At 64.2% G+C, this 18,922-nt stretch carries 20 protein-coding genes; 18 read left to right on the top strand and 2 right to left on the bottom strand.

Annotated features, from left to right (window positions below; genetic code table 11):
• The first annotated feature begins 83 nt into the window (after window positions 1-83).
• The 6 genes from pgsA to JQ553_RS11335 all read left to right on the top strand — a co-directional run bounded on the left by pgsA (window position 84) and on the right by JQ553_RS11335 (window position 4,985).
• Complete coding sequence (gene pgsA, locus JQ553_RS11310; RefSeq protein WP_212500015.1) at window positions 84-698, top strand: CDP-diacylglycerol--glycerol-3-phosphate 3-phosphatidyltransferase; 615 nt, start codon at window positions 84-86, stop codon at window positions 696-698.
• Window positions 695-946: a molybdopterin converting factor subunit 1 gene (gene moaD, locus JQ553_RS11315; RefSeq protein WP_212500016.1), complete on the top strand. Its 252-nt coding sequence runs from the start codon at window positions 695-697 to the stop codon at window positions 944-946. Before pgsA ends, moaD begins: the two co-directional genes overlap by 4 nt.
• 165 nt (window positions 947-1,111) lie before the next feature.
• Entirely contained in the window at window positions 1,112-1,579 is a 468-nt protein-coding gene (locus JQ553_RS11320) for a molybdenum cofactor biosynthesis protein MoaE (protein WP_212500017.1), read from the top strand.
• Entirely contained in the window at window positions 1,579-2,538 is a 960-nt protein-coding gene (prmB, locus tag JQ553_RS11325; protein ID WP_212500018.1) for a 50S ribosomal protein L3 N(5)-glutamine methyltransferase, read from the top strand. Before JQ553_RS11320 ends, prmB begins: the two co-directional genes overlap by 1 nt.
• Before the next feature lie 128 nt (window positions 2,539-2,666).
• A complete protein-coding gene (locus JQ553_RS11330) occupies window positions 2,667-4,115 on the top strand; it encodes an EAL domain-containing protein (protein WP_212500019.1) in 1,449 nt (482 codons plus the stop codon).
• Window positions 4,116-4,130: 15 nt separating this feature from the next.
• Entirely contained in the window at window positions 4,131-4,985 is an 855-nt protein-coding gene (locus JQ553_RS11335; protein WP_212500020.1) for a TIGR01459 family HAD-type hydrolase, read from the top strand.
• A 74-nt stretch (window positions 4,986-5,059) separates the two neighbouring features.
• Here JQ553_RS11335 and JQ553_RS11340 read toward each other — a convergent pair whose 3' ends face one another.
• Window positions 5,060-5,455 carry a response regulator gene (locus JQ553_RS11340; protein WP_016844467.1) on the bottom strand — a complete coding sequence of 132 codons (396 nt, stop codon included), beginning with the start codon at window positions 5,453-5,455 and terminating at the stop codon, window positions 5,060-5,062.
• Window positions 5,456-5,679: 224 nt separating this feature from the next.
• Here JQ553_RS11340 and JQ553_RS11345 point away from each other — a divergent pair, with 224 nt between their 5' ends.
• The 8 genes from JQ553_RS11345 (at window position 5,680) to arfB (ending at window position 15,191) form a co-directional block, all read left to right on the top strand.
• A complete protein-coding gene (locus tag JQ553_RS11345; protein ID WP_212500021.1) occupies window positions 5,680-6,651 on the top strand; it encodes a bifunctional riboflavin kinase/FAD synthetase in 972 nt (323 codons plus the stop codon).
• A complete protein-coding gene (locus JQ553_RS11350) occupies window positions 6,648-7,199 on the top strand; it encodes a sugar O-acetyltransferase (protein WP_212500022.1) in 552 nt (183 codons plus the stop codon). Before JQ553_RS11345 ends, JQ553_RS11350 begins: the two co-directional genes overlap by 4 nt.
• A gap of 214 nt (window positions 7,200-7,413) precedes the next feature.
• The gene (ileS, locus tag JQ553_RS11355) at window positions 7,414-10,413 is read left to right on the top strand and encodes an isoleucine--tRNA ligase (protein ID WP_212500023.1); all 3,000 of its coding nucleotides are present in this window, start codon (window positions 7,414-7,416) and stop codon (window positions 10,411-10,413) included.
• Entirely contained in the window at window positions 10,410-10,907 is a 498-nt protein-coding gene (lspA, locus tag JQ553_RS11360) for a signal peptidase II (protein ID WP_212500024.1), read from the top strand. The genes ileS and lspA overlap by 4 nt, the downstream gene beginning before the upstream one ends.
• A 102-nt stretch (window positions 10,908-11,009) precedes the next feature.
• The gene (locus JQ553_RS11365; RefSeq protein ID WP_212500025.1) at window positions 11,010-11,735 is read left to right on the top strand and encodes a hypothetical protein; all 726 of its coding nucleotides are present in this window, start codon (window positions 11,010-11,012) and stop codon (window positions 11,733-11,735) included.
• 154 nt (window positions 11,736-11,889) lie between these two features.
• Window positions 11,890-13,281 (top strand): pitrilysin family protein, encoded by a 1,392-nt coding sequence (locus JQ553_RS11370; protein WP_212500026.1) that lies wholly within the window; start codon window positions 11,890-11,892, stop codon window positions 13,279-13,281.
• A complete protein-coding gene (locus tag JQ553_RS11375) occupies window positions 13,278-14,645 on the top strand; it encodes a pitrilysin family protein (protein ID WP_312015125.1) in 1,368 nt (455 codons plus the stop codon). The genes JQ553_RS11370 and JQ553_RS11375 overlap by 4 nt, the downstream gene beginning before the upstream one ends.
• A 126-nt stretch (window positions 14,646-14,771) precedes the next feature.
• Window positions 14,772-15,191, top strand: a complete 420-nt coding sequence (gene arfB, locus JQ553_RS11380) for an alternative ribosome rescue aminoacyl-tRNA hydrolase ArfB (RefSeq protein WP_212500028.1) — start codon at window positions 14,772-14,774, stop codon at window positions 15,189-15,191.
• A gap of 50 nt (window positions 15,192-15,241) precedes the next feature.
• Here the strand turns inward: arfB and JQ553_RS11385 are convergent, their stop codons facing one another.
• The gene (locus tag JQ553_RS11385) at window positions 15,242-15,532 is read right to left on the bottom strand and encodes a hypothetical protein (RefSeq protein WP_212500029.1); all 291 of its coding nucleotides are present in this window, start codon (window positions 15,530-15,532) and stop codon (window positions 15,242-15,244) included.
• A gap of 415 nt (window positions 15,533-15,947) precedes the next feature.
• On the opposite strand from JQ553_RS11385, the gene JQ553_RS11390 reads away from it, so the two are divergent.
• From JQ553_RS11390 to JQ553_RS11405, 4 genes are read left to right on the top strand one after another with little or no spacing between them, the layout of a single operon-like run.
• Window positions 15,948-16,283 (top strand): c-type cytochrome, encoded by a 336-nt coding sequence (locus JQ553_RS11390; RefSeq protein WP_212500365.1) that lies wholly within the window; start codon window positions 15,948-15,950, stop codon window positions 16,281-16,283.
• The gene (locus JQ553_RS11395) at window positions 16,284-16,679 is read left to right on the top strand and encodes a VOC family protein (protein ID WP_212500030.1); all 396 of its coding nucleotides are present in this window, start codon (window positions 16,284-16,286) and stop codon (window positions 16,677-16,679) included. It abuts the gene before it with no gap.
• 33 nt (window positions 16,680-16,712) lie between these two features.
• On the top strand, window positions 16,713-17,261 hold the full coding sequence (locus JQ553_RS11400; RefSeq protein WP_212500031.1) for a gluconate 2-dehydrogenase subunit 3 family protein: 549 nt from the start codon (window positions 16,713-16,715) through the stop codon (window positions 17,259-17,261).
• 31 nt (window positions 17,262-17,292) lie between these two features.
• Complete coding sequence (locus tag JQ553_RS11405) at window positions 17,293-18,861, top strand: GMC family oxidoreductase (protein WP_212500032.1); 1,569 nt, start codon at window positions 17,293-17,295, stop codon at window positions 18,859-18,861.
• Window positions 18,862-18,922 lie beyond the last annotated feature (61 nt).

Below are 18,922 nucleotides of genomic sequence, written 5' to 3' on the forward strand. Positions count from 1 at the left end.
AAGAGTCCCACGGGCGTCGCCTGTGACGAATCGTGTGGGTACGCACTGTTGACCTTCCGGCTTTAGCGGTATTGGTAGGACGAATGAACATCGCCACGACCAGGGGACAGCCCAAGACTATGTCCCTTCCGAATATTCTGACCTATGCACGCATCGCCGCCATCCCGGTGGTGATCGGCTGCGTCTACTGGCAGTCAATCCTGGACGGGCCGCTATGGCTGCGCTGGGTGGCACTGACCGTGTTCATCGCGGCCGGGGTGACCGACTATCTCGACGGTTACTACGCCCGGATGTGGGACCAGCAATCGGCCTTCGGCCGGATGCTCGATCCAATCGCCGACAAGCTCCTCGTCGCGTCGTGCCTGCTGATGCTGGCGGCCGACAACAGCATCCATGGCTGGACGCTGTGGGCGGCGATCGTGATCCTGTGCCGCGAGATCCTGGTCTCGGGCCTGCGCGAATATCTGGCCGGACTGCGCGTCAGCGTTCCCGTCACCAAGCTGGCGAAGTGGAAGACAACGGTCCAACTCGTGGCAATCGGCTTCCTGATTGCCGGCGAAGCCGGCGAGCAGATCATTCCGGCGACCACGCTGATCGGCATCGTGCTGTTGTGGATGTCGGCGATCTTCACGATCTACACCGGATGGGATTATTTCCGCGCCGGCATCCATCACCTCATCAAGGAGGATGAGGCATGAGGGTGAAGTATTTTGCCTGGGTCCGCGAGCGTATCGGCAAGGCGGAAGAGACCCTCGAACCGCCGGCCGAGGTACGCACTGTCGATGACCTGATCGGCTGGCTCGCCGCGCGCGGCGAGACCTATGCCCATGCCTTCGAGAAGCCGAAGGTGATCCGCGCCGCGATCGACCACGCGCATGTGAAGCCGGACGCAATGATTGCGGGTGCCCGCGAGATCGCGTTCTTCCCGCCAATGACCGGCGGCTAAAGCATGATCCGGAAAAGTGCGCAGCGGTTTTCCGAAAGATCATGCGCAAACAACAAGCTATAGCGCGATGATGATTCATCCTGATCTGATCGCGCTTCAGCTTGCGTTTTCAGGCGTAGCGGCTACCGGTTCGCCTGGAGAAACGTGTCGGACAAACGAGACCGCATGACCGTCGCTGCAACCATCCGCATCCAGGACGCCGACTTCGACGTCGCGCAGGAGATCGCGGCGCTGACGAAGGGCCGCACCGATATCGGCGCGGTCGTCAGCTTCACCGGCATCTGCCGCGGCAGCGAGAAGGGCGAACCAATCGCAGCGCTGACGCTCGAACACTATCCGGAAATGGCGGAAGCCGAGATCCGCCGCCATGCCGACGAGGCGCTGTCGCGCTGGCCGCTGCAGGGGCTCGCCGTCATCCATCGCTTCGGCCGGATCGCGCCGGGCGAGAACATCGTGCTGGTCGTGACCGCCTCGCCGCACCGGCGGGCCGCGTTCGAGGCCGCCGAATTTCTGATGGACTACCTCAAGACCAACGCGCCGTTCTGGAAGCGCGAGGAAGGCGTGCACGGCACCGGCTGGATCGAGGCCAGCGATCACGATGACGCAGCAGCCGCGCGCTGGACCAAGTCCTGATGGCCAAGCGCAGCAAAGTGCCGGCGAAGGGCCGTCCCGCCGCGCCCAAGCCGCCGAAGGTCCCGCCCGGCGAGCTCCAAACGTTGTTCGATTTCGTCCGCTACGCTGTCAGCCGCTTCAACGCGGCGAGCCTCGTATTCGCGCACGGCACCACCGATCCGATGGCCGAGGCCGCCTTCCTCGTCTGCGAGACGCTGCATCTGCATCCCGATCAGTTCGAGGCATTCGCGGCCGCGCGCGTCACGGCCGCGGAGGGTAAGCAGCTCCTCGAGCTGATCGAGCGCCGCATCGCGACGCGCAAGCCGGCCGCCTATCTCGTCAACAAGGTCTACATGCGCGGCCTACCGTTCTATGTCGACGAGCGCACCATCGTGCCGCGTTCCTTCATCGGCGAAGTGCTCGATTCGCATTTCGGCGACGGCGATGAGGGCACCTCGCTGATCGGCGATCCCGAGAACGTTACGGGCGTGCTCGACCTCTGCACCGGTTCCGGCTGCCTCGCGATCCTGGCATGCCGCACCTTTCCCAATGCCCCGATCGACGCGGTTGACATTTCAAAGGATGCGCTCGACGTCGCCGCGCGCAACGTCGCCGACTACGGCCTCGAGGGCCGCATGACGCTGCACCGCGGCGACCTGTTCAAGCCGCTCGGCGACAAACGCTACGACCTCATCATCTCCAATCCGCCGTATGTCGATGCCGAGGGCATGGCATCGCTCCCCCGCGAGTGCCGCGCCGAGCCAAAACTAGCCTTCGACGGCGGCGCTGATGGACTGGACGTCGTGCGCCGCATCCTCGATGAGGCGAAACAGCATCTCACGCCTCATGGCGGGCTGCTTTGCGAGATCGGCCGCGGCCGCGACAATCTGGAGGCCTCCTATCCGAGCCTGCCGCTGCTCTGGCTGGATACCGAGGATTCCGAGGGCGAAGTATTCTGGATCGCGGCGGGCGATCTCTGATCCGAAGCCGCCGGCAAGACGGCGGCGGCGCGAAAATCGTGTTCAGTTCCAGCCGGTTCCGAAGATCACGCGCCCGTCGAATCAACAATGATGCTAAGGTCAGCGCACTTGGGGACGCCGCGCACGACATGATTCGCATCTCGACGATCTTCATCGCCATCTGCATGGTGCTGGTCGCAGCCTCACTGGGTTTCGTCCTGTATTCGGTCGCGGGGATCAGCGGGTCGGAATCCGCGATCGTGGCTCTGACCGCCCTGACCTTCATGATCCTCTACAACGCCGTCACGATGCGGCTGCGTGACCGCACCGACGTTGGCGGCCAGATCGCGGACCTGTCGCGCGGCACCGCCGACCTCGCCCGCCAGGTAGCCGAATTCGGCCGTCGGCTCGCCGCAGTTGAAGGGCGCGTGGTATCAGCCAATTCCACCGGCGCCGATCGCATGCAGGCCCTGGCCGGCGAGATCAACGAACTTGGCGTGCTGGTGAATCAGCTCGCCGCCTCCGTCGCCAGCCATGAGGACATGCTGGCGGCAGGCGCGGCGGCCGCTCCTCCGTCTGCGGTCGGCCGGCGGGCTGAACCGCCACGGGACGAACCGTTGCCATTTGTCGCCCCTTTGCCGGAGGTCGGCACGACACCCCAACTGGCGCCCGGGCCTGTTGCCGCCGAGCCCGCCGCGGTCGCGCGCGGCGAAAGCCAACTGCTTGGCGCGGTAAAGAACGCGATCGAGGACAACCGCCTCGACATCTACCTACAGCCGATGGTGACGCTGCCGCAGCGCAAGGTGCGCTACTACGAGGCGGTGACGCGGCTGCGCGACGAGCGGGACCAGATTTTGGCCGCCGATGACTTCATCGGAATCGCCGAGGCCGGCGGCTTGATCGGCCGCATCGACCACATGGTGATGCTGCGGTGTGTCCAGGTGCTGCGCCGCCTGATGGTGCGCAACAAGGATGTCGGCGTGTTCTGCAACGTCTCCGCGGCGACGCTCGCGACATCAGCCAATTTTACCCAGTGCCTGGATTTCCTCGAGGCCAACCGTGCGCTGGCGCCCTCCTTCGTGCTCGAATTCAAGCAGGCCACCTTCCGCAATCTGGGCCCGACCGAGAGCGAAAATCTGGCCGCGCTATCGCAGCGCGGCTACCACTTCTCGATCGACCATGTCACCGATCTCCGCCTCGAGCCGCGCGAGCTTGCGGACCGCGGCGTCCGCTTCATCAAGGTGCCGGCGGCGCTGCTGCTCGACCCGAAGCAGAGCTCCGCCTCCGATATCCATCCCTCCGACCTTTCCGACCTGCTCGGCCGTTACGGCATCGACCTGATCGCCGAAAAGATCGAAGGCGAGCGCGCGGTGGTCGACCTGCTCGACTACGACGTACGGTTCGGCCAGGGCTTCCTGTTCGCGCCGCCGCGACCGTTGCGGCCGGAAGGCGCATCTGCTACCGCCGGGGCCCCGCAGACCAAGCCGCAGGACCCCAATGGCGCCAGCAATTCAACTCTCGTCTCCGCCTCCGCCACGGAGCCGGCGCGTGCAACGGGTAATGCCGCGCTGGCGCGCCGCGCCGTCGGCCCGGGCTAGCGGGTCAGCGTCGTCATGACATCGCTGCGCTTCGTCGAGCGGCTGCGCGACCTCGTCGGAGGTGTCGAGGTCGTACTGTCCGACATTTGGGGCGTCGTGCATAACGGGCTCGAATCCTTCCCCGAAGCCTGCGCGGCGCTGCACAACTTCCGCCAGCAGGGCGGCACCGTCATCCTGATCACAAATGCGCCGCGACCGGCCGATTCCGTGCAGCGACAGTTGCGCAAGCTCGGCGTCGCGGACGAGACCTGTGACGCGATCGTCTCGTCCGGCGACCTCACGCGTCACTTCGTTTCCGATCATCCTGGGCAGAAGATCCTCTGGGTCGGCCCCGAGCGCGACGGCTCGATTCACCGCGGCCTCGACGCCGTGCTGGTCCCGCTGGAGCAGGCGGACTACATCATCTGCACGGGACTGTTCGACGACGAGACCGAATCCGCGGAAGACTACCGCGATATGCTGTTGAAAGCGCGCGAGCGCAAGCTGACGCTGGTCTGCGCCAATCCCGACATCGTGGTCGAGCGCGGCGACCGCCTGATCTATTGCGCCGGCGCAATCGCCGAACTCTATCGCGAGCTTGGCGGCGAAGTGATCTTCTACGGCAAGCCGCACCGGCCGATCTATGAACGCGCCATGGCGTTGGCCGCCAAGCGGCGCGGACACGCCGTTGAGCCGAGCCGCGTGCTCGCGATCGGCGATTCCGTGCGCACCGATCTCGCCGGCGCTCACGGCTTCGGCATCGACTGCCTGTTCATCACCCGCGGCATCCACTCCGAGCAATTCGAGGGTATCGACCAGCTCGACCAGGGCTCGGTGAAGGAATTGTTCGGCCACCCGCCCCGCGCATTGATGCGCGAGCTGCGCTGGTAGTTGCCGCGCGCGATGCCGTCATGCCCGGGCTGTTGACCGGTATGACAAAAATTATCACCGAAGCGGTGAGCGCCTTACGCGGTCGCCATGTCGGGGAACACCGCCTCGATCTTCGTCTTCAGCGTGGCGGCGTTGAAGGGCTTGACGATGTAATTGTTCACGCCGGCCTTTTTGGCGGCGATCACGTTCTCGGTCTTGGATTCCGCCGTGATCATGATGAAAGGCGTGGTCGCGAGGTTGGGATCGGCGCGGACTTCCTTGAGCAGGTCGTAGCCGGTCATCGGCTCCATATTCCAGTCGGAAATCACGAGGCCATACTTCTTGCCGCGCATCTTGTTCAGCGCCGCCGAACCGTCGGAGGCATCGTCGATATTCTCGAAGCCGAGTTGCTTAAGAAGATTCCGGATGATGCGGATCATGGTGCTGTAGTCATCAACCACCAGAACCGGCATGGACAAATCAACCGCCATCTTCACTCCCCCACGCGACGCTAACGCAACCACGACAGACAGGCCTGCGCGGCCCGCAGTTTTCACGGAAGCTCTATCAGCCGGCGTTAAACAGCGCGTTAACCCGCAGAATTCGGATTGTTATCGATTTGATGCGAATTCCGACCGCTTGACTCCCGAGGCGCGAGCAAGTCACGGTCCGTCGGCAAGAGATCATGCTTGAGAATCCTTGAAGAATCCCGGAAATGACCACAGGCTTTACCGTTATCCGCGACGATACCCCTGCCGCCGCTATCCCGAAGGGAGCCGTTGTCGCGATGGGCAATTTCGACGGTGTCCACCTCGGTCACCGCGCCGTGATCGGAGCGGCCCTGCAAATGGGCAAGGCCCATGGCAAGCCGGCGCTCGCGGTGACTTTCGAGCCGCATCCACGCAGCTTCTTCAGCCCGAACAGCCCGCAATTCCGCCTCACCGACGAGACCAACAAGCTGCGCCTCCTGGCTGCGACGGGGCTCGCCGGCGCCGTGGTGATGACCTTCGACAAGGCGCGCGCCGGCACCACCGCGCAAGATTTCATTCACCACGACCTGGTCGGACGGCTCGGCATCAGCGGGATCGCGGTCGGCTACGACTTCCATTTCGGCAAGGGCCGCGTCGGCTCGCCGAGCCTTCTGGTCAGCGAGGCGCCGCGGCTCGGGATCGAGGTCGACGTGCAGGCCCATGTCGATATCGAGGAGCGTCCGGTGTCCTCCAGCGCGATCCGCATGGCGCTTGCCGAAGGTCACATCGCCGACGCCACCGCCATGCTGGGCGGGCCGTGGTTCATCACCGGCGAGGTGATCCACGGCGAGAAGCGCGGGCGCGATCTCGGCTATCCCACCGCCAATATCCGCCTCGACAGGCATTGCGGCTTGAAGCATGGAATCTATGCGGTGCGGGTCGGGCGCGGATCCAAACGGATCGACGGTGTCGCAAGCTTTGGCCGCCGCCCGACCTTCGACAACGGCGCGCCGTTGCTCGAAGTCTTCCTGTTCGACTTCACGGGCGACCTCTACGGCTCGGTGCTCGACGTCGCCTTCATCGCCTTCATCCGCGACGAGCTGAAATTCAGCAGCATCGATGCGCTGATCCGCCAGATGGACGACGATAGCGCCAAGGCACGTGCGGCCTTGGCTGCAGCACCGGACGCGTTCCCGAAGCTCGGAGCGATTGGTTGAACAAGACCGAGAAACAGAAAATGCTCGCTGGTGAGCTCTATCGTCCGGACCAGGAACTCGCCGCCGATCACACCGCCGCAGAACAATGGATGATGCGCTACAACGCATCATCGGCCTCCCACGCACACGAACTGCACGCGCTGCTCTGCGAACGCTTCCGTCGGGTCGGCAACGATTCGGTGATCCGCGCGCCGTTTTTCTGCGACTACGGCTACAACATCAGTCTCGGCGACGGCGTGTTCCTCAATTTCAATTGCGTGATCCTTGACGTCGTCGAGGTGACGATCGGCGACCGCACCCAGATCGGTCCCGCCGTGCAGATCTATACCGCCGATCATCCGCGTGACGCCGAGACACGGCGCGCCGGACTGGAATTTGGCCGTCCGATACGGATCGGCAACGACGTCTGGATCGGCGGTGGTGCCATCATCCTGCCCGGCGTTACCATTGGTGACGGTGCAGTCATCGGCGCCGGCAGCGTGGTGACGCGAGACGTGGCGCCACATGCGACCGTGACGGGAAATCCGGCCCGGCCACGCTTGGGCTGACGGCGTCCGGAGTCCCGATTTCGCGGAAAACCGGAGGCTTTGCGATTTCACTTTCGGCTGCTATGGAAGGCGCCCATGTTCGTGCGGCGCAACATCAATATTAGCGGCCCGGCTTCCGACTGAGCCTTTAGGCTCGGCGCAAGACCGGGATTTCGTCGTTTGCACCCGCGATTGATCGCGTTTCCGCGCCCTTCTGAGCCAGATCAGAGCCCTTATGTCCGATATGCCGCAAAAGACCGACGCCAGAGACTATTCCAAGACCCTCTATCTGCCGCAGACCGACTTCCCGATGCGCGCCGGCCTGCCGCAGCGCGAGCCGGAGATTCTCAAATATTGGAACGACATCGGCCTCTACGAGAAGCTGCGCCAGTCCGCCCGGGGCCGTGCCAAATTCGTGCTGCATGACGGCCCGCCCTACGCCAACGGCAACATCCATATCGGGCACGCGCTGAACAAGATCCTCAAGGACGTCGTCACCAAGAGCCAGCAAATGCTCGGCTTCGATTCCAATTACGTCCCGGGCTGGGACTGTCACGGCCTGCCGATCGAATGGAAGATCGAGGAGGAGAACTACCGGTCCAAGGGCAAGCCGAAACCCGATTTCCGCGACTCCGCCGCGATGGTCGCGTTCCGCAAGGAATGCCGCGCCTACGCAACGTACTGGATCAACGTGCAGCGCGAGGAGTTCAGACGGCTCGGCATCATCGGTGACTGGGACCACCCCTACGAGACGATGAGCTATCCTGCCGAAGCGCAGATCGCGCGCGAGCTGATGAAGTTCGCCGCCAACGGCACGCTGTATCGCGGCTCCAAGCCGGTGATGTGGAGCGTGGTCGAGAAGACCGCGCTTGCGGAAGCCGAGGTCGAATACGAGGACTATACCTCGGACATGGTGTGGGTGAAATTCCCGGTCACCTCGCCGGCGCACGGCGCGCTCGCCAATGCCTCTGTCGTGATCTGGACCACCACGCCCTGGACGCTGCCGGGCAACCGCGCCATCTCGTTCTCGCCGAGGATCGCCTACGGCCTCTACAAGGTCACCGAGGCACCCGCCGACAACTGGACCAGGGCGGGCGATTTGCTGATCCTCGCCGACGCCCTGGCGGAAGGCGTGTTCAAACAGGCGCGCGTCACGGCCTACGAGAAGGTGCGCGACATTCCAGGCGATACGCTGGACGCGGTGGAATGCGCCCATCCGTTGAAGGGCTTCTCCGGCGGCTATGAATTCACCGTGCCGCTGCTCGCCGGCGAGCATGTCACCGACGATGCCGGTACCGGCTTTGTGCATACGGCGCCGAGCCACGGCCGCGAAGACTTCGACGTCTGGACGGCCAACACGCGCGAACTCGAGGCGCGCGGCATCAACACGACGATCCCCTACACGGTCGACGAGAACGGCGCCTTCACCGCACAGGCCCCCGGCTTCACCGGCAAGCGCGTGCTCAACGACAAGGGCGAAAAGGGCGATGCCAACGAGGCCGTGATCAAGGCCCTGGTCGAGGCCGGCAAGCTGCTGGCGCGCGGGCGCCTCAAGCATCAATACCCGCATTCCTGGCGCTCCAAGAAGCCGGTGATCTTCCGCAACACGCCGCAATGGTTCATCGCGATGGACAAGGACATCGCCGAGAACGGCCATGCAAGGAAGGGCGACACGCTGCGCGCCCGCGCGCTGCGCGCGATCTCGGTGACGCAGTGGGTCCCGCCGGCGGGCCAGAACCGCATCAACGGCATGATCGCCAACCGCCCCGACTGGGTGATCTCGCGCCAGCGCGCATGGGGCGTGCCGATCGCCGTGTTCGTGCGCGAGAAAGGCGACGGCTCCGCCGAGATCCTGCAGGACGAGGTCATCAATCAGCGCATCACCGAGGCCTTCATGGAGGAAGGCGCCGACGCCTGGTACAAGGACGGCGCCCGCGAACGCTTCCTCGGGGCCCGCGCGACGGAAGACTGGAAGAAGGTCGACGACATCTGCGACGTCTGGTTCGATTCCGGCTCGACGCATGCGTTCGTGCTGGAAGACCGGCAGAACTTTCCGCAATTGGGCAACATCGTCCGCAAGGTCGACGGCGGCGACGACACTGTGATGTATCTCGAAGGGAGCGACCAGCATCGCGGCTGGTTCCACTCCTCGCTGCTGGAGAGCTGCGGCACGCGGGGTCGGGCTCCTTACGACATCGTGCTCACCCACGGCTTCACGCTCGACGAGAACGGCCGCAAGATGTCGAAATCGCTCGGCAACACCGTCGAGCCGCAGAAGGTGATCAAGGATTCCGGAGCGGACATCCTGCGGCTGTGGGTCTGCGCCACCGACTATGCCGACGACCAGCGCATCGGCCCCGAGATTCTCAAGAACACGATCGAGACCTATCGCAAGCTGCGCAACTCTATCCGCTGGATGCTCGGTACGCTGCACCATTTCAAGCCGACCGAGAAGATCGCTTATGCCGACATGCCGGAGCTGGAGCGGCTGATGCTGCATGGGCTGGCTGGTCAGGCGGAAAACATCCGCAAGGCCTATGCCGAGTTCGACTACAAGACCGTGGTCGCAAGCCTCTCCGCCTTCATGAACACAGAGTTGTCGGCGTTCTACTTCGACATCCGCAAGGACACGCTCTATTGCGATCCGCCGTCCTCGGTGGCACGCAAGGCGGCGCTGACCACGATCGACCTGCTGTGCGACGCGATCCTGAAGTGGTTCGCGCCGATCCTGAGTTTCACCGCCGACGAGGCCTGGCGGATGTACCGGCCGAACACCGAGCCGTCGGTGCACCTGACTCTGTTCCCCGAAGGCCTCGAGCAATTCCGCGACGACAAGCTCGCGGCGAAATGGGATGTTATCCGCGACGTGCGCCGTGTCGTCACCGGCGCGCTCGAGCTCGAACGCGCTGCCAAGAACATCGGTTCGTCGCTGGAGGCCTCGCCGCTGGTCTATGTCACGGAACCGAAGATCTTCGCGACGTTGTTCGACGTCGATCTCGCTGAGGTCTGCATCACCTCGAATGCGATGGCAACCAATGAGGCGCCGCCAGCGAACGCGTTCAGGCTGAACGACGTGCCCGGCGTCGCCGTGGTGGTGGAGAGGGCGATCGGAGCAAAGTGCGCGCGCTCGTGGAAGATCCTACCCACCATCGGCGAGGACCCCGAATATCCTGACGTCTCGCCGCGCGACGCGCAGGCGCTGCGCGAGTGGAAGGCGCTGGGGGTCACGGCTTGACCTCTCCGCTCCGCGCCGGCGTGATCGCGGCCATCGCGACATTGATCATTGATCAGGCCAGCAAGCTCTGGCTGCTCAACGTGTTCGATATCGCCCGTCGCGGCGCGGTTCGGGTGACGCCGTTCTTCGACCTTGTGCTGGCCTGGAACCCGGGCATCAGCTTTGGCTGGTTCCAGAGCGAGAGCCCGGCGGCCCAGCTCGCCCTGGTGGTGGTCAAAGCGGTTGCAGTCATCGTGCTGGCGATCTGGATGGCGCGATCCCGGACCTGGATTGCCACGGTAGCGCTTGGGCTGATCATTGGCGGCGCCATCGGCAACGGCATCGACCGATTCGCTTACGGAGCCGTGGTCGATTTTGCCCTGTTTCATGTCGAGATCGCGGGAAATACCTATAATTGGTATGTCTTTAACCTCGCCGATGCAGCGATCGTTGCCGGTGTTGCAGCCCTCCTGTATGATTCCTTCCTGGGGGTACCCGCCGTAAAAGCGCCCTGATCCCGACCGATACGAGCCGGGCGGCGGTCGCGTGGCTGCAGGCGGCGGAATTGCGCCTATGCCTGTGATCGCTTTGCCGAAATTTGAGATGGGAATCGCGCTATGCGCCACACCGAAGCCCGCGGTTATCTGATCGAAACCTCCCGGCCGACCCTGCTGCGCGGCCTGCGCCTGGCCGTGGTGGCCGCCGGGATCGGCCTGGTCATGGTGGCGGGCGCCGCGCGTGCCGGCGATGATGACGACGATGACGACGGCATGACCTTCGAAGAGAGGCTCATCGACAACCTCATGACCGGTCTCGGCGCCAAGAGCATGGCGAACAAGGGCATCGACTACCGCGAGCGCTCGCCCCTGGTGGTGCCGCCGAAGATCGACCTGCCTCCGCCGGCCTCCGCCGCGCAAGCGAACGCGCCGAACTGGCCGAAGGACCCTGACGTGGCCAAGCGCAAGGCGGCGATCGAGGCACGCAAGAAGGAAAAGAAGAAGGAGCAGTGGGAGGCGGCTCAGCCGCTTACGCGCCAGGAAATCGAGATTGGCAGGAAGCAGGCGACCGCTACCGATAAAAAGGATCCAATCGAGCCGGGCGTGACCAAAAATCCGTCGCTAAGCCCGGCCGAGCTCGGCTATACCGGCGGCCTGCTCGGTATGTTCAAGGGAAACAGCAGCGAGTCCACCCAGTTCAAGGGTGAACCGAACCGCGAATCCCTGACTGAGCCACCTCCGGGCTACCAGACGCCCTCACCGAACTTTGCCTACGGCACGGGGCCACAGAAGCCGATCGTGAACCAGGGCCAGTACGACGTGCAGAGCGGCAAGGAGATGAAATAGCCGCTTTGACGGACATCGCCAGCCGCTCAACCTTGCGATCATTTAATCCCGGAAGGCACCCGCCTCCCATCTTCGTGATGTCCGGCGTGAGCGACGCCGCGTATGATCCCGGGCTTTCGTGCCCCGGCGACAATGCCGGGCTCCCAAAAGGATCATGATGCCCTCACGTCGATCAACTGCCCTGTTCATTGCCGCGCTCGTCTCCACGATCTCGCTGTCCGGCAGCAGCCTTAGCGCCCAGACCACCGTCACGTCAGAGCGCCCCGCGAGCTTCACCCTCGGCAATGGCCTGCAGGTCGTGGTGATCCCCGATCACCGCACGCCGGTGGTTACCCAGATGATCTGGTACAAGGTCGGTTCTGCAGACGAGACGCCGGGCAAATCCGGGCTCGCCCATTTCCTCGAGCATCTGATGTTCAAGGGAACGACCAGGCACCCGGCCGGCGAGTTCTCGCAGACCGTGCTGCGGGTCGGCGGCAACGAGAACGCCTTCACCTCCGTCGACTACACGGGCTACTTCCAGCGCGTGCCGCGCGAGCAGCTTGCCACCATGATGGAGTTCGAGGCCGACCGCATGACCGGTCTCATCCTCAAGGATGAAAACGTCCTTCCCGAGCGCGACGTCGTGCTCGAGGAGTTCAACATGCGCGTCGCCAACAACCCGGATGCACGGCTGACCGAGCAGATCATGGCCGCGCTCTATCTCAACCATCCCTATGGCCGGCCAGTGATCGGCTGGCGCCAGGAGATCGAAAAGCTCGACCGCGAGGATGCGCTTGCCTTCTACCGCCGCTTCTACGCCCCGAACAACGCGATCCTGATCGTCGCCGGCGACGTCGACGCCAAGGATGTCCGCCCGCTGGCGGAAAAGAATTTCGGCGCGATCCCCGCGCAGCCCGCGATCCCCGAAAAGCGGATCCGGCCGCAGGAGCCGACGCCGGCGGCGCCGCGTACCGTCACCCTGTCCGATCCGCGCGTCGAGCAGCCTGGCCTGCGCCGCTATTACCTGGTGCCCTCGGCCTCGACCGCGGCGGCCGGCGAGAGCACGGCGCTCGACGTGCTCGCGCAACTGATGGGCGGCGGCGCCAACTCCTATCTGTACCGCGCGCTGGTGATCGAACGCGGGCTCGCGATCAGCGCCGGTGCCGGCTACCAGGGCACCGCGCTCGACCCGTCGCAATTCTCGATCTCGGTGACGCCGAAGCCCGGCGTCGAGTTCGCACAGATCGAGGAGGCGGTCGACAAGGTGATCGCCGATATCGCGCAGAATCCGGCCCGCGCCGAGGACCTCGAGCGGGTCAAGACCCAACTCATCGCAGAGGCGATCTACGCCCAGGACAATCAGGCAACGCTGGCGCGCTGGTATGGCGGCGCGCTGACTACGGGGCTCAGCGTCGACGACATCAGGAGCTGGCCGGAGCGCATCCGCGCCGTCACCGCCGAGCAGGTACGTGACGCCGCGGCAAAATGGCTCGACAAGAAGCGGTCGGTGACCGGCTATCTGATCAAGGATTCTGCGTCGAAACGCGAGGAGAAGCGCTCGTGAACTATTCCCTCACCCGCCGCGCGGCACTGATCGGCGGCGCCTGCGCCACGCTGCTGGCACTCTCGTCCGCGCCCTCGCAGGCTGCAGCCAAGATCCAGCGCCTGGTGTCGCCCGGCGGCATCGAAGCGTGGTTCGTGCAGGATTCGACCGTGCCGCTGATCGCGATGGAATATGCCTTCGGAGGCGGCGCAAGCCAGGATCCGGCGGGCAAGCCCGGCGTCGCCAACATGGTCGCCGACCTGCTCGACGAAGGCTCCGGCGACCTCGATTCCAAAACCTTCCACGAGCGGCTCGATCGCCGCGCCATCGAGCTCAGCTTCCAGGTGACGCGCGATCATTTCCGCGGCTCGCTCCGCATGCTCAAGGACAACAAGGACGAGGCCTACGACCTGCTGCGCATGGCGTTGACCTCGGCGCGGTTCGAGCCAACTGATGTCGAGCGTATTCGCGCCCAGTTGATCTCGACCCTGCGCCGCGACTCGACCAATCCGTCCGCGCTTGCCGGCCGCAAGTTCCTTGAACTTGCCTTCGCCGATCATCCCTATGGCAAGCCGTCAAACGGTACGCTCGAGAGCGTGCCGAAGATCGAGATCGCCGACCTGAAGGATTACGTCAGCCGCGTCATCGCCAGGGACACGTTGCGCATCGCTGTGGTCGGCGACATCGATCCTGACACTCTCGGCAAGCTGCTCGACAAGACCTTTGGCAGGCTGCCGGCCAAGGCCGAACTGACGCCGGTTTCCGATGTGGTCGCGACCACGCCGCCGCAGCGCGCGTTCATCCCGCTCGACGTGCCGCAGACGGTCGTGACCTTCGGCGGCCCTGGCATCCGCCGGCACGATCCGGATTTCATGGCGGCCTATGTGGTGAACCACATTCTCGGCGGCGGCGGGCTGTCGTCGCGGCTCTACAAGGAAGTCCGCGAGAAGCGTGGCCTTGCCTATTCGGTCTATCAGGCGCTGCTCTGGATGGAGCATTCGGCGCTGTTCATCGGCAACACCGGCACCCGCGCCGATCGCGCCGGCGAGACCGTCGATGCGATCGGAAAGGAGGTGCGCCGCATCGCCGAGGACGGTCCGACCCAGACCGAGCTCGACGAGGCGAAGTCTTATTTGAAGGGTTCGCAGATGCTGGCGCTCGACACCTCCTCCAAGCTCGCCCAGGCGATGCTGCAATACCAGGTCGACAAGCTGCCGATCGACTATATCGAAAAGCGCAACGCCATCGTCGACGCGGTGACGCTGGAGGATGCCAAGCGGGTTGCGAAAAAACTGTGGGGCGACGGTCTGCTCACCGTGATCGTCGGCCGCGCGCCACAGGCCGCCGCCCAGCCCGCCGCCGCGGCACCATCAGCGAACAACTGAACGAGCCATCCGTAGCACCGCCAAGCGGCATCTCTCCGTTCGCGGAGAGGGCCGCCAAAGCTCGCGCAAGCGCCTGCTCGCCAAACCGGCTATGGTGGACGGCGATTCCCACTTCCCGGTGACGCCATGCTGCGGCTTGCTCGCGACCTCTCCATCGACGAGAACGACATCGAGATCGGCTTCGTCCGCGCGTCGGGTCCTGGCGGGCAGAACGTCAACAAGCTTGCAACCGCTGCCCAGCTGCGCTTCGACACGCGCAGGATCGCGCTGCCGGAGGATGCCGCGGCGCGGCTGGTGCGACTCGCCGGCCAGCGCATGACCAAGGACGGCGTGATCGTGATCCATGCCCAGCGCTTCCGCACCCAGGAGCGCAACCGTGCCGACGCCATCGACCGCCTGCTCGAACTGTTGCGCGAGGCGCTGGTGCGGCCGACGCCGCGACGGCCGACCCGGCCGACGCTCGGCTCCAAGCAGCGCCGGCTCGACGGCAAGAAGCGCCGCGGCGACGTCAAGGCGCGCCGCGGCACCCGCGGTTTCGACGAGTGAGATCGACGTTCCGGGTGCGGCGTGAAGCACGCATCCGGAACAAGCATCGATTAACGTTTGCCGCCGGACTCGGTGCCGGTTGCTTTCGGCGTCGCGTGGCCCGCGCCGACCGTAGCCTTTGTGCCCGCCTTGGCGTTGACGCCACCCTTTTGCGTCGCCGCGTTCGGCTGCGCTTCGAACTCCTCATCGCCGCTGCCTGACATCGATCCCGGCGCGGTCATCGGTCTGCCCTGTGCGCCGCCGCGCATCTTGGTGTCAGGTGAAGCGCCTTGGGCGAGAACAGGGCTGGCCAGCGCGGCCGAGACGGCAAATGCGAGCACGGTGGTTTTCGCAAACTTCATCCATTTCTCCTGGATAGTGAATCACGATGGGGGTCCGGCGCCGGTGCGCGCCGTTTGCTGCGCCGACCCAGCCCATCGCACGAGACTGAACTTGCGCAAACGGCGCACGGTCCATGCAAGCTGCGCCGTGTGTTCATCATGCAGGGATTTCGCGGAGATTTTGCGAAATTGTCGTCCGCATATGCGGCAACACAGGTTCCACTCGCGAGAGGATCTCCTGCGGCGCACCCGGCGTTCCGGCTCCTATTCGCGGGGTCAGCACCCGCTTTTGTTCTGCACTGAAACAGCCCGCTACTACCACGGCCAGTTTTGACCGCCCTACAGTCTCTGCACGCCAACGGTGATGTATATGACAGAGCTGCGCGCAGGGTGGACGATCGGGCTGGGATTTTGCAGCGCGATGCTTGCAGTGCAAATGGCCGGTGCGCAAATGCCGCTGCCCGCGGCCAAGCCGCCTGACGGCGCGACGCTGTTCAAGCAGCAATGCGCGACCTGCCACACGACCAACACGTCCGATCCCGTCCGGCAAGGGCCGTCGCTCTACAAGATCGTCGGCAAGTCCGCAGGCAAGGGCGATGGTTTCAAATATTCCGCCGCGCTGGCTAGGGCCGACTTCGTCTGGGATGACGCCAAGCTCGATGCCTGGCTCGCCAATCCGCAAGAGTTGGTCCCCGGCGCGGTGATGGCCTACCGACAGGCCAAGCCCGACACCCGCGCCTTGATCATCGCCTTCCTGAAGGAGCTGAACTGAATGGCAAAACCCGTTCATTCGATGATCCGCGTGTTCGACGAGGCCAAATCGCTCGACTTCTACAAGCGCGCCTTCGGCCTCAATGTTGCCGATCACCTGAAATTCCCCGATTTCGCGCTGATCTATCTGCGTCACCCCTCCTCGCCCTTCGAGGTGGAGCTCACGGTCAATTTCGATCGCAAGGAGCCCTACGCGCTCGGCGACGGCTACGGCCATCTCGCCGTCGTCGTCGATGACGTCGATGGCGAGCACGCGCGCTTCGAGAAGGAGAAGCTGTCGCCCGGACCGCTGCGCGATTTCAAGCATGACGGCAAGACGCTGGCGCGCTTCTTCTTCGTCACCGATCCCGATGGCTACAAGATCGAGGTAATCCAGCGCGGCGGGCGCTTCGGTTAGTCGCAATGAACAAACAATCCACGGAGGAACCCCATGAGAGAAGTTGATCGTCGCAGTAAATATGATCGCCGCGTCTTCCTGAAGGGCGCGGCCACCACCGTGCCGGCGGTTGCGATCGCGGCCACCACGGGGCTCGGAGTCACCGACGCCTGGGCCGACGACGCGACCACGCTGACACCGGCCACGCTGAAGACGCTGTTGAAGATGTCGCGCGACATCTATCCGCACGATTTCCTCGGCGACAGCTACTACATCGCCGCGGTCAAGCCGTGGGATGACAAGGCCGCGAAGGATCCGGCGGTCAAATCCCTGATCAATGACGGCGTTGCGAGGCTCGACCAGGAGGCCAACGAGCGCCACAAGGTGCCATATGTCGAAGTCGCCTGGGAGAACGATCGCGTCGTGCTGCTGCAACGGATCGAACCGAGCGCCTTCTTCCAGAAGATCCGCGGCGATCTCGTCGTCTCGCTCTACAACAACAAGGAGGTCTGGCCGAGATTCGGCTACGAGGGCTCCTCCGCCGAGCATGGCGGCTACATCAAGCGCGGCTTCGCCGACATCGACTGGCTGCCTAAGGCCTAGGCGTCACGCAACGAACGGTCAGGAGGAAACCATGGCAAAATTCGATCTGAATGACAGCGGCGTTGTCGTGATCGTCGGCTCCGGCGCCGGCGGCGGAACGCTCGGCAATGAATTGGCGCAGAAGGGGGTCAAAGTCGTGATCCTGGAAGCCGGCGCGCGCATCGAGAACCAGGATTTCATCAACGACGAATGGGAAAGCTTCAGCCAACTCGCCTGGTCGGACATGCGCACCACGTCGGGAAGCTGGCGCGTGGCAAAGGACTTTCCAAGCATTCCGGCCTGGATCGTGAAGGCGGTCGGTGGCTCGACCACGCATTGGGCCGGCGCATCGCTGCGATTCCACGAACACGAATTCAAGATCAAGTCGGCCTACGGCAACATTCCCGGCGCCAATCTGCTGGATTGGCCGATCACGCTCTCCGAAATGGAGCCGTATTACGCCAAGGCCGAGGACAAGATGGGCGTCACCCGAACCAACGGCATTCCAGGGCTGCCCGGCAACAACAACTTCAAGGTGATGGAGGCCGGTGCGAGGAAGCTCGGCTACAAGGAAGTCCATACCGGACGGATGGCGATCAACAGCGAGCCGCGCGACGGCCGGGGATCCTGCCAGCAGATCGGCTTCTGCTTCCAGGGCTGCAAGTCCGGCGCCAAATGGTCGACGCTCTACACCGAGATTCCGAAAGGCGAGGCCACCGGCAATCTCGAAGTGCGCCCCAATAGCATGGTGATCAAGATCGAGCACGATCAGTCTGGCAAGGTGACCGGCGTGGTCTATGCCGATGCGACCGGCGCGATGCAGCGGCAAAAGGCGCGCGTGGTGGCGGTCGCCGGCAACTCGATCGAGAGCCCGCGGCTGTTGCTCAATAGCGCCTCCAACATGTTCCCGGACGGCCTTGCCAACTCATCCGGCCAGGTCGGGCGCAACTATATGCGGCACATGACCGGCAGCGTGTATGCGACCTTCGAGAAATCGGTGCACATGTATCGCGGCACAACCATGGCCGGCATCATCAGCGATGAGGCAAAGAACAATCCAAAGCGCGGCTTCGTCGGCGGTTACGAGATGGAGACGCTGTCGCTCGGCCTGCCGTTCATGGCGGCGTTCCTCAATCCCGGTGCATGGGGACGATCCTTCACGTCCGCGATGGAGGGCTATCCGCGGATGGCCGGCATGTGGCTGGTTGGCGAGGACATGCCGCAGGAGACCAACCGCATCACGCTGGACCCCACCGTCAAGGACAAGTTCGGCATGGCTGTCGCGAGCGTGCATTTCGACGATCATCCGAACGATGTCGCGATGCGCACGCACGCCTATAAGCAAGGGGCCGCCGTCTACGAGGCGGTCGGCGCCACCGTGACATACCCGACGCCGCCCTACCCGAGCACCCACAATCTCGGCACCAACCGGATGAGCGAGAAGCCGAAAGATGGCGTGGTCAACAAGTTCGGCCAGACCCACGATGTCAAGAACCTGTTCATCTCGGACGGCAGCCAGTTCACGTCGGGCGCGGCCTGCAACCCGACGCTGACGATCGTGTCGCTGGCGATCCGGCAGGCCGATCACATCGCCGGCGCGATGCAGCGCAAGGAGATCTAGTTTCTCTCAAAACACCAGCGGCCCTGTCCACCCCGGACAGGGCCGCCGTTTGATTGCGCGG

Source organism: Bradyrhizobium lablabi (assembly GCF_018131005.1).
Taxonomy (GTDB): Bacteria; Pseudomonadota; Alphaproteobacteria; order Rhizobiales; family Xanthobacteraceae; genus Bradyrhizobium; species Bradyrhizobium lablabi_D.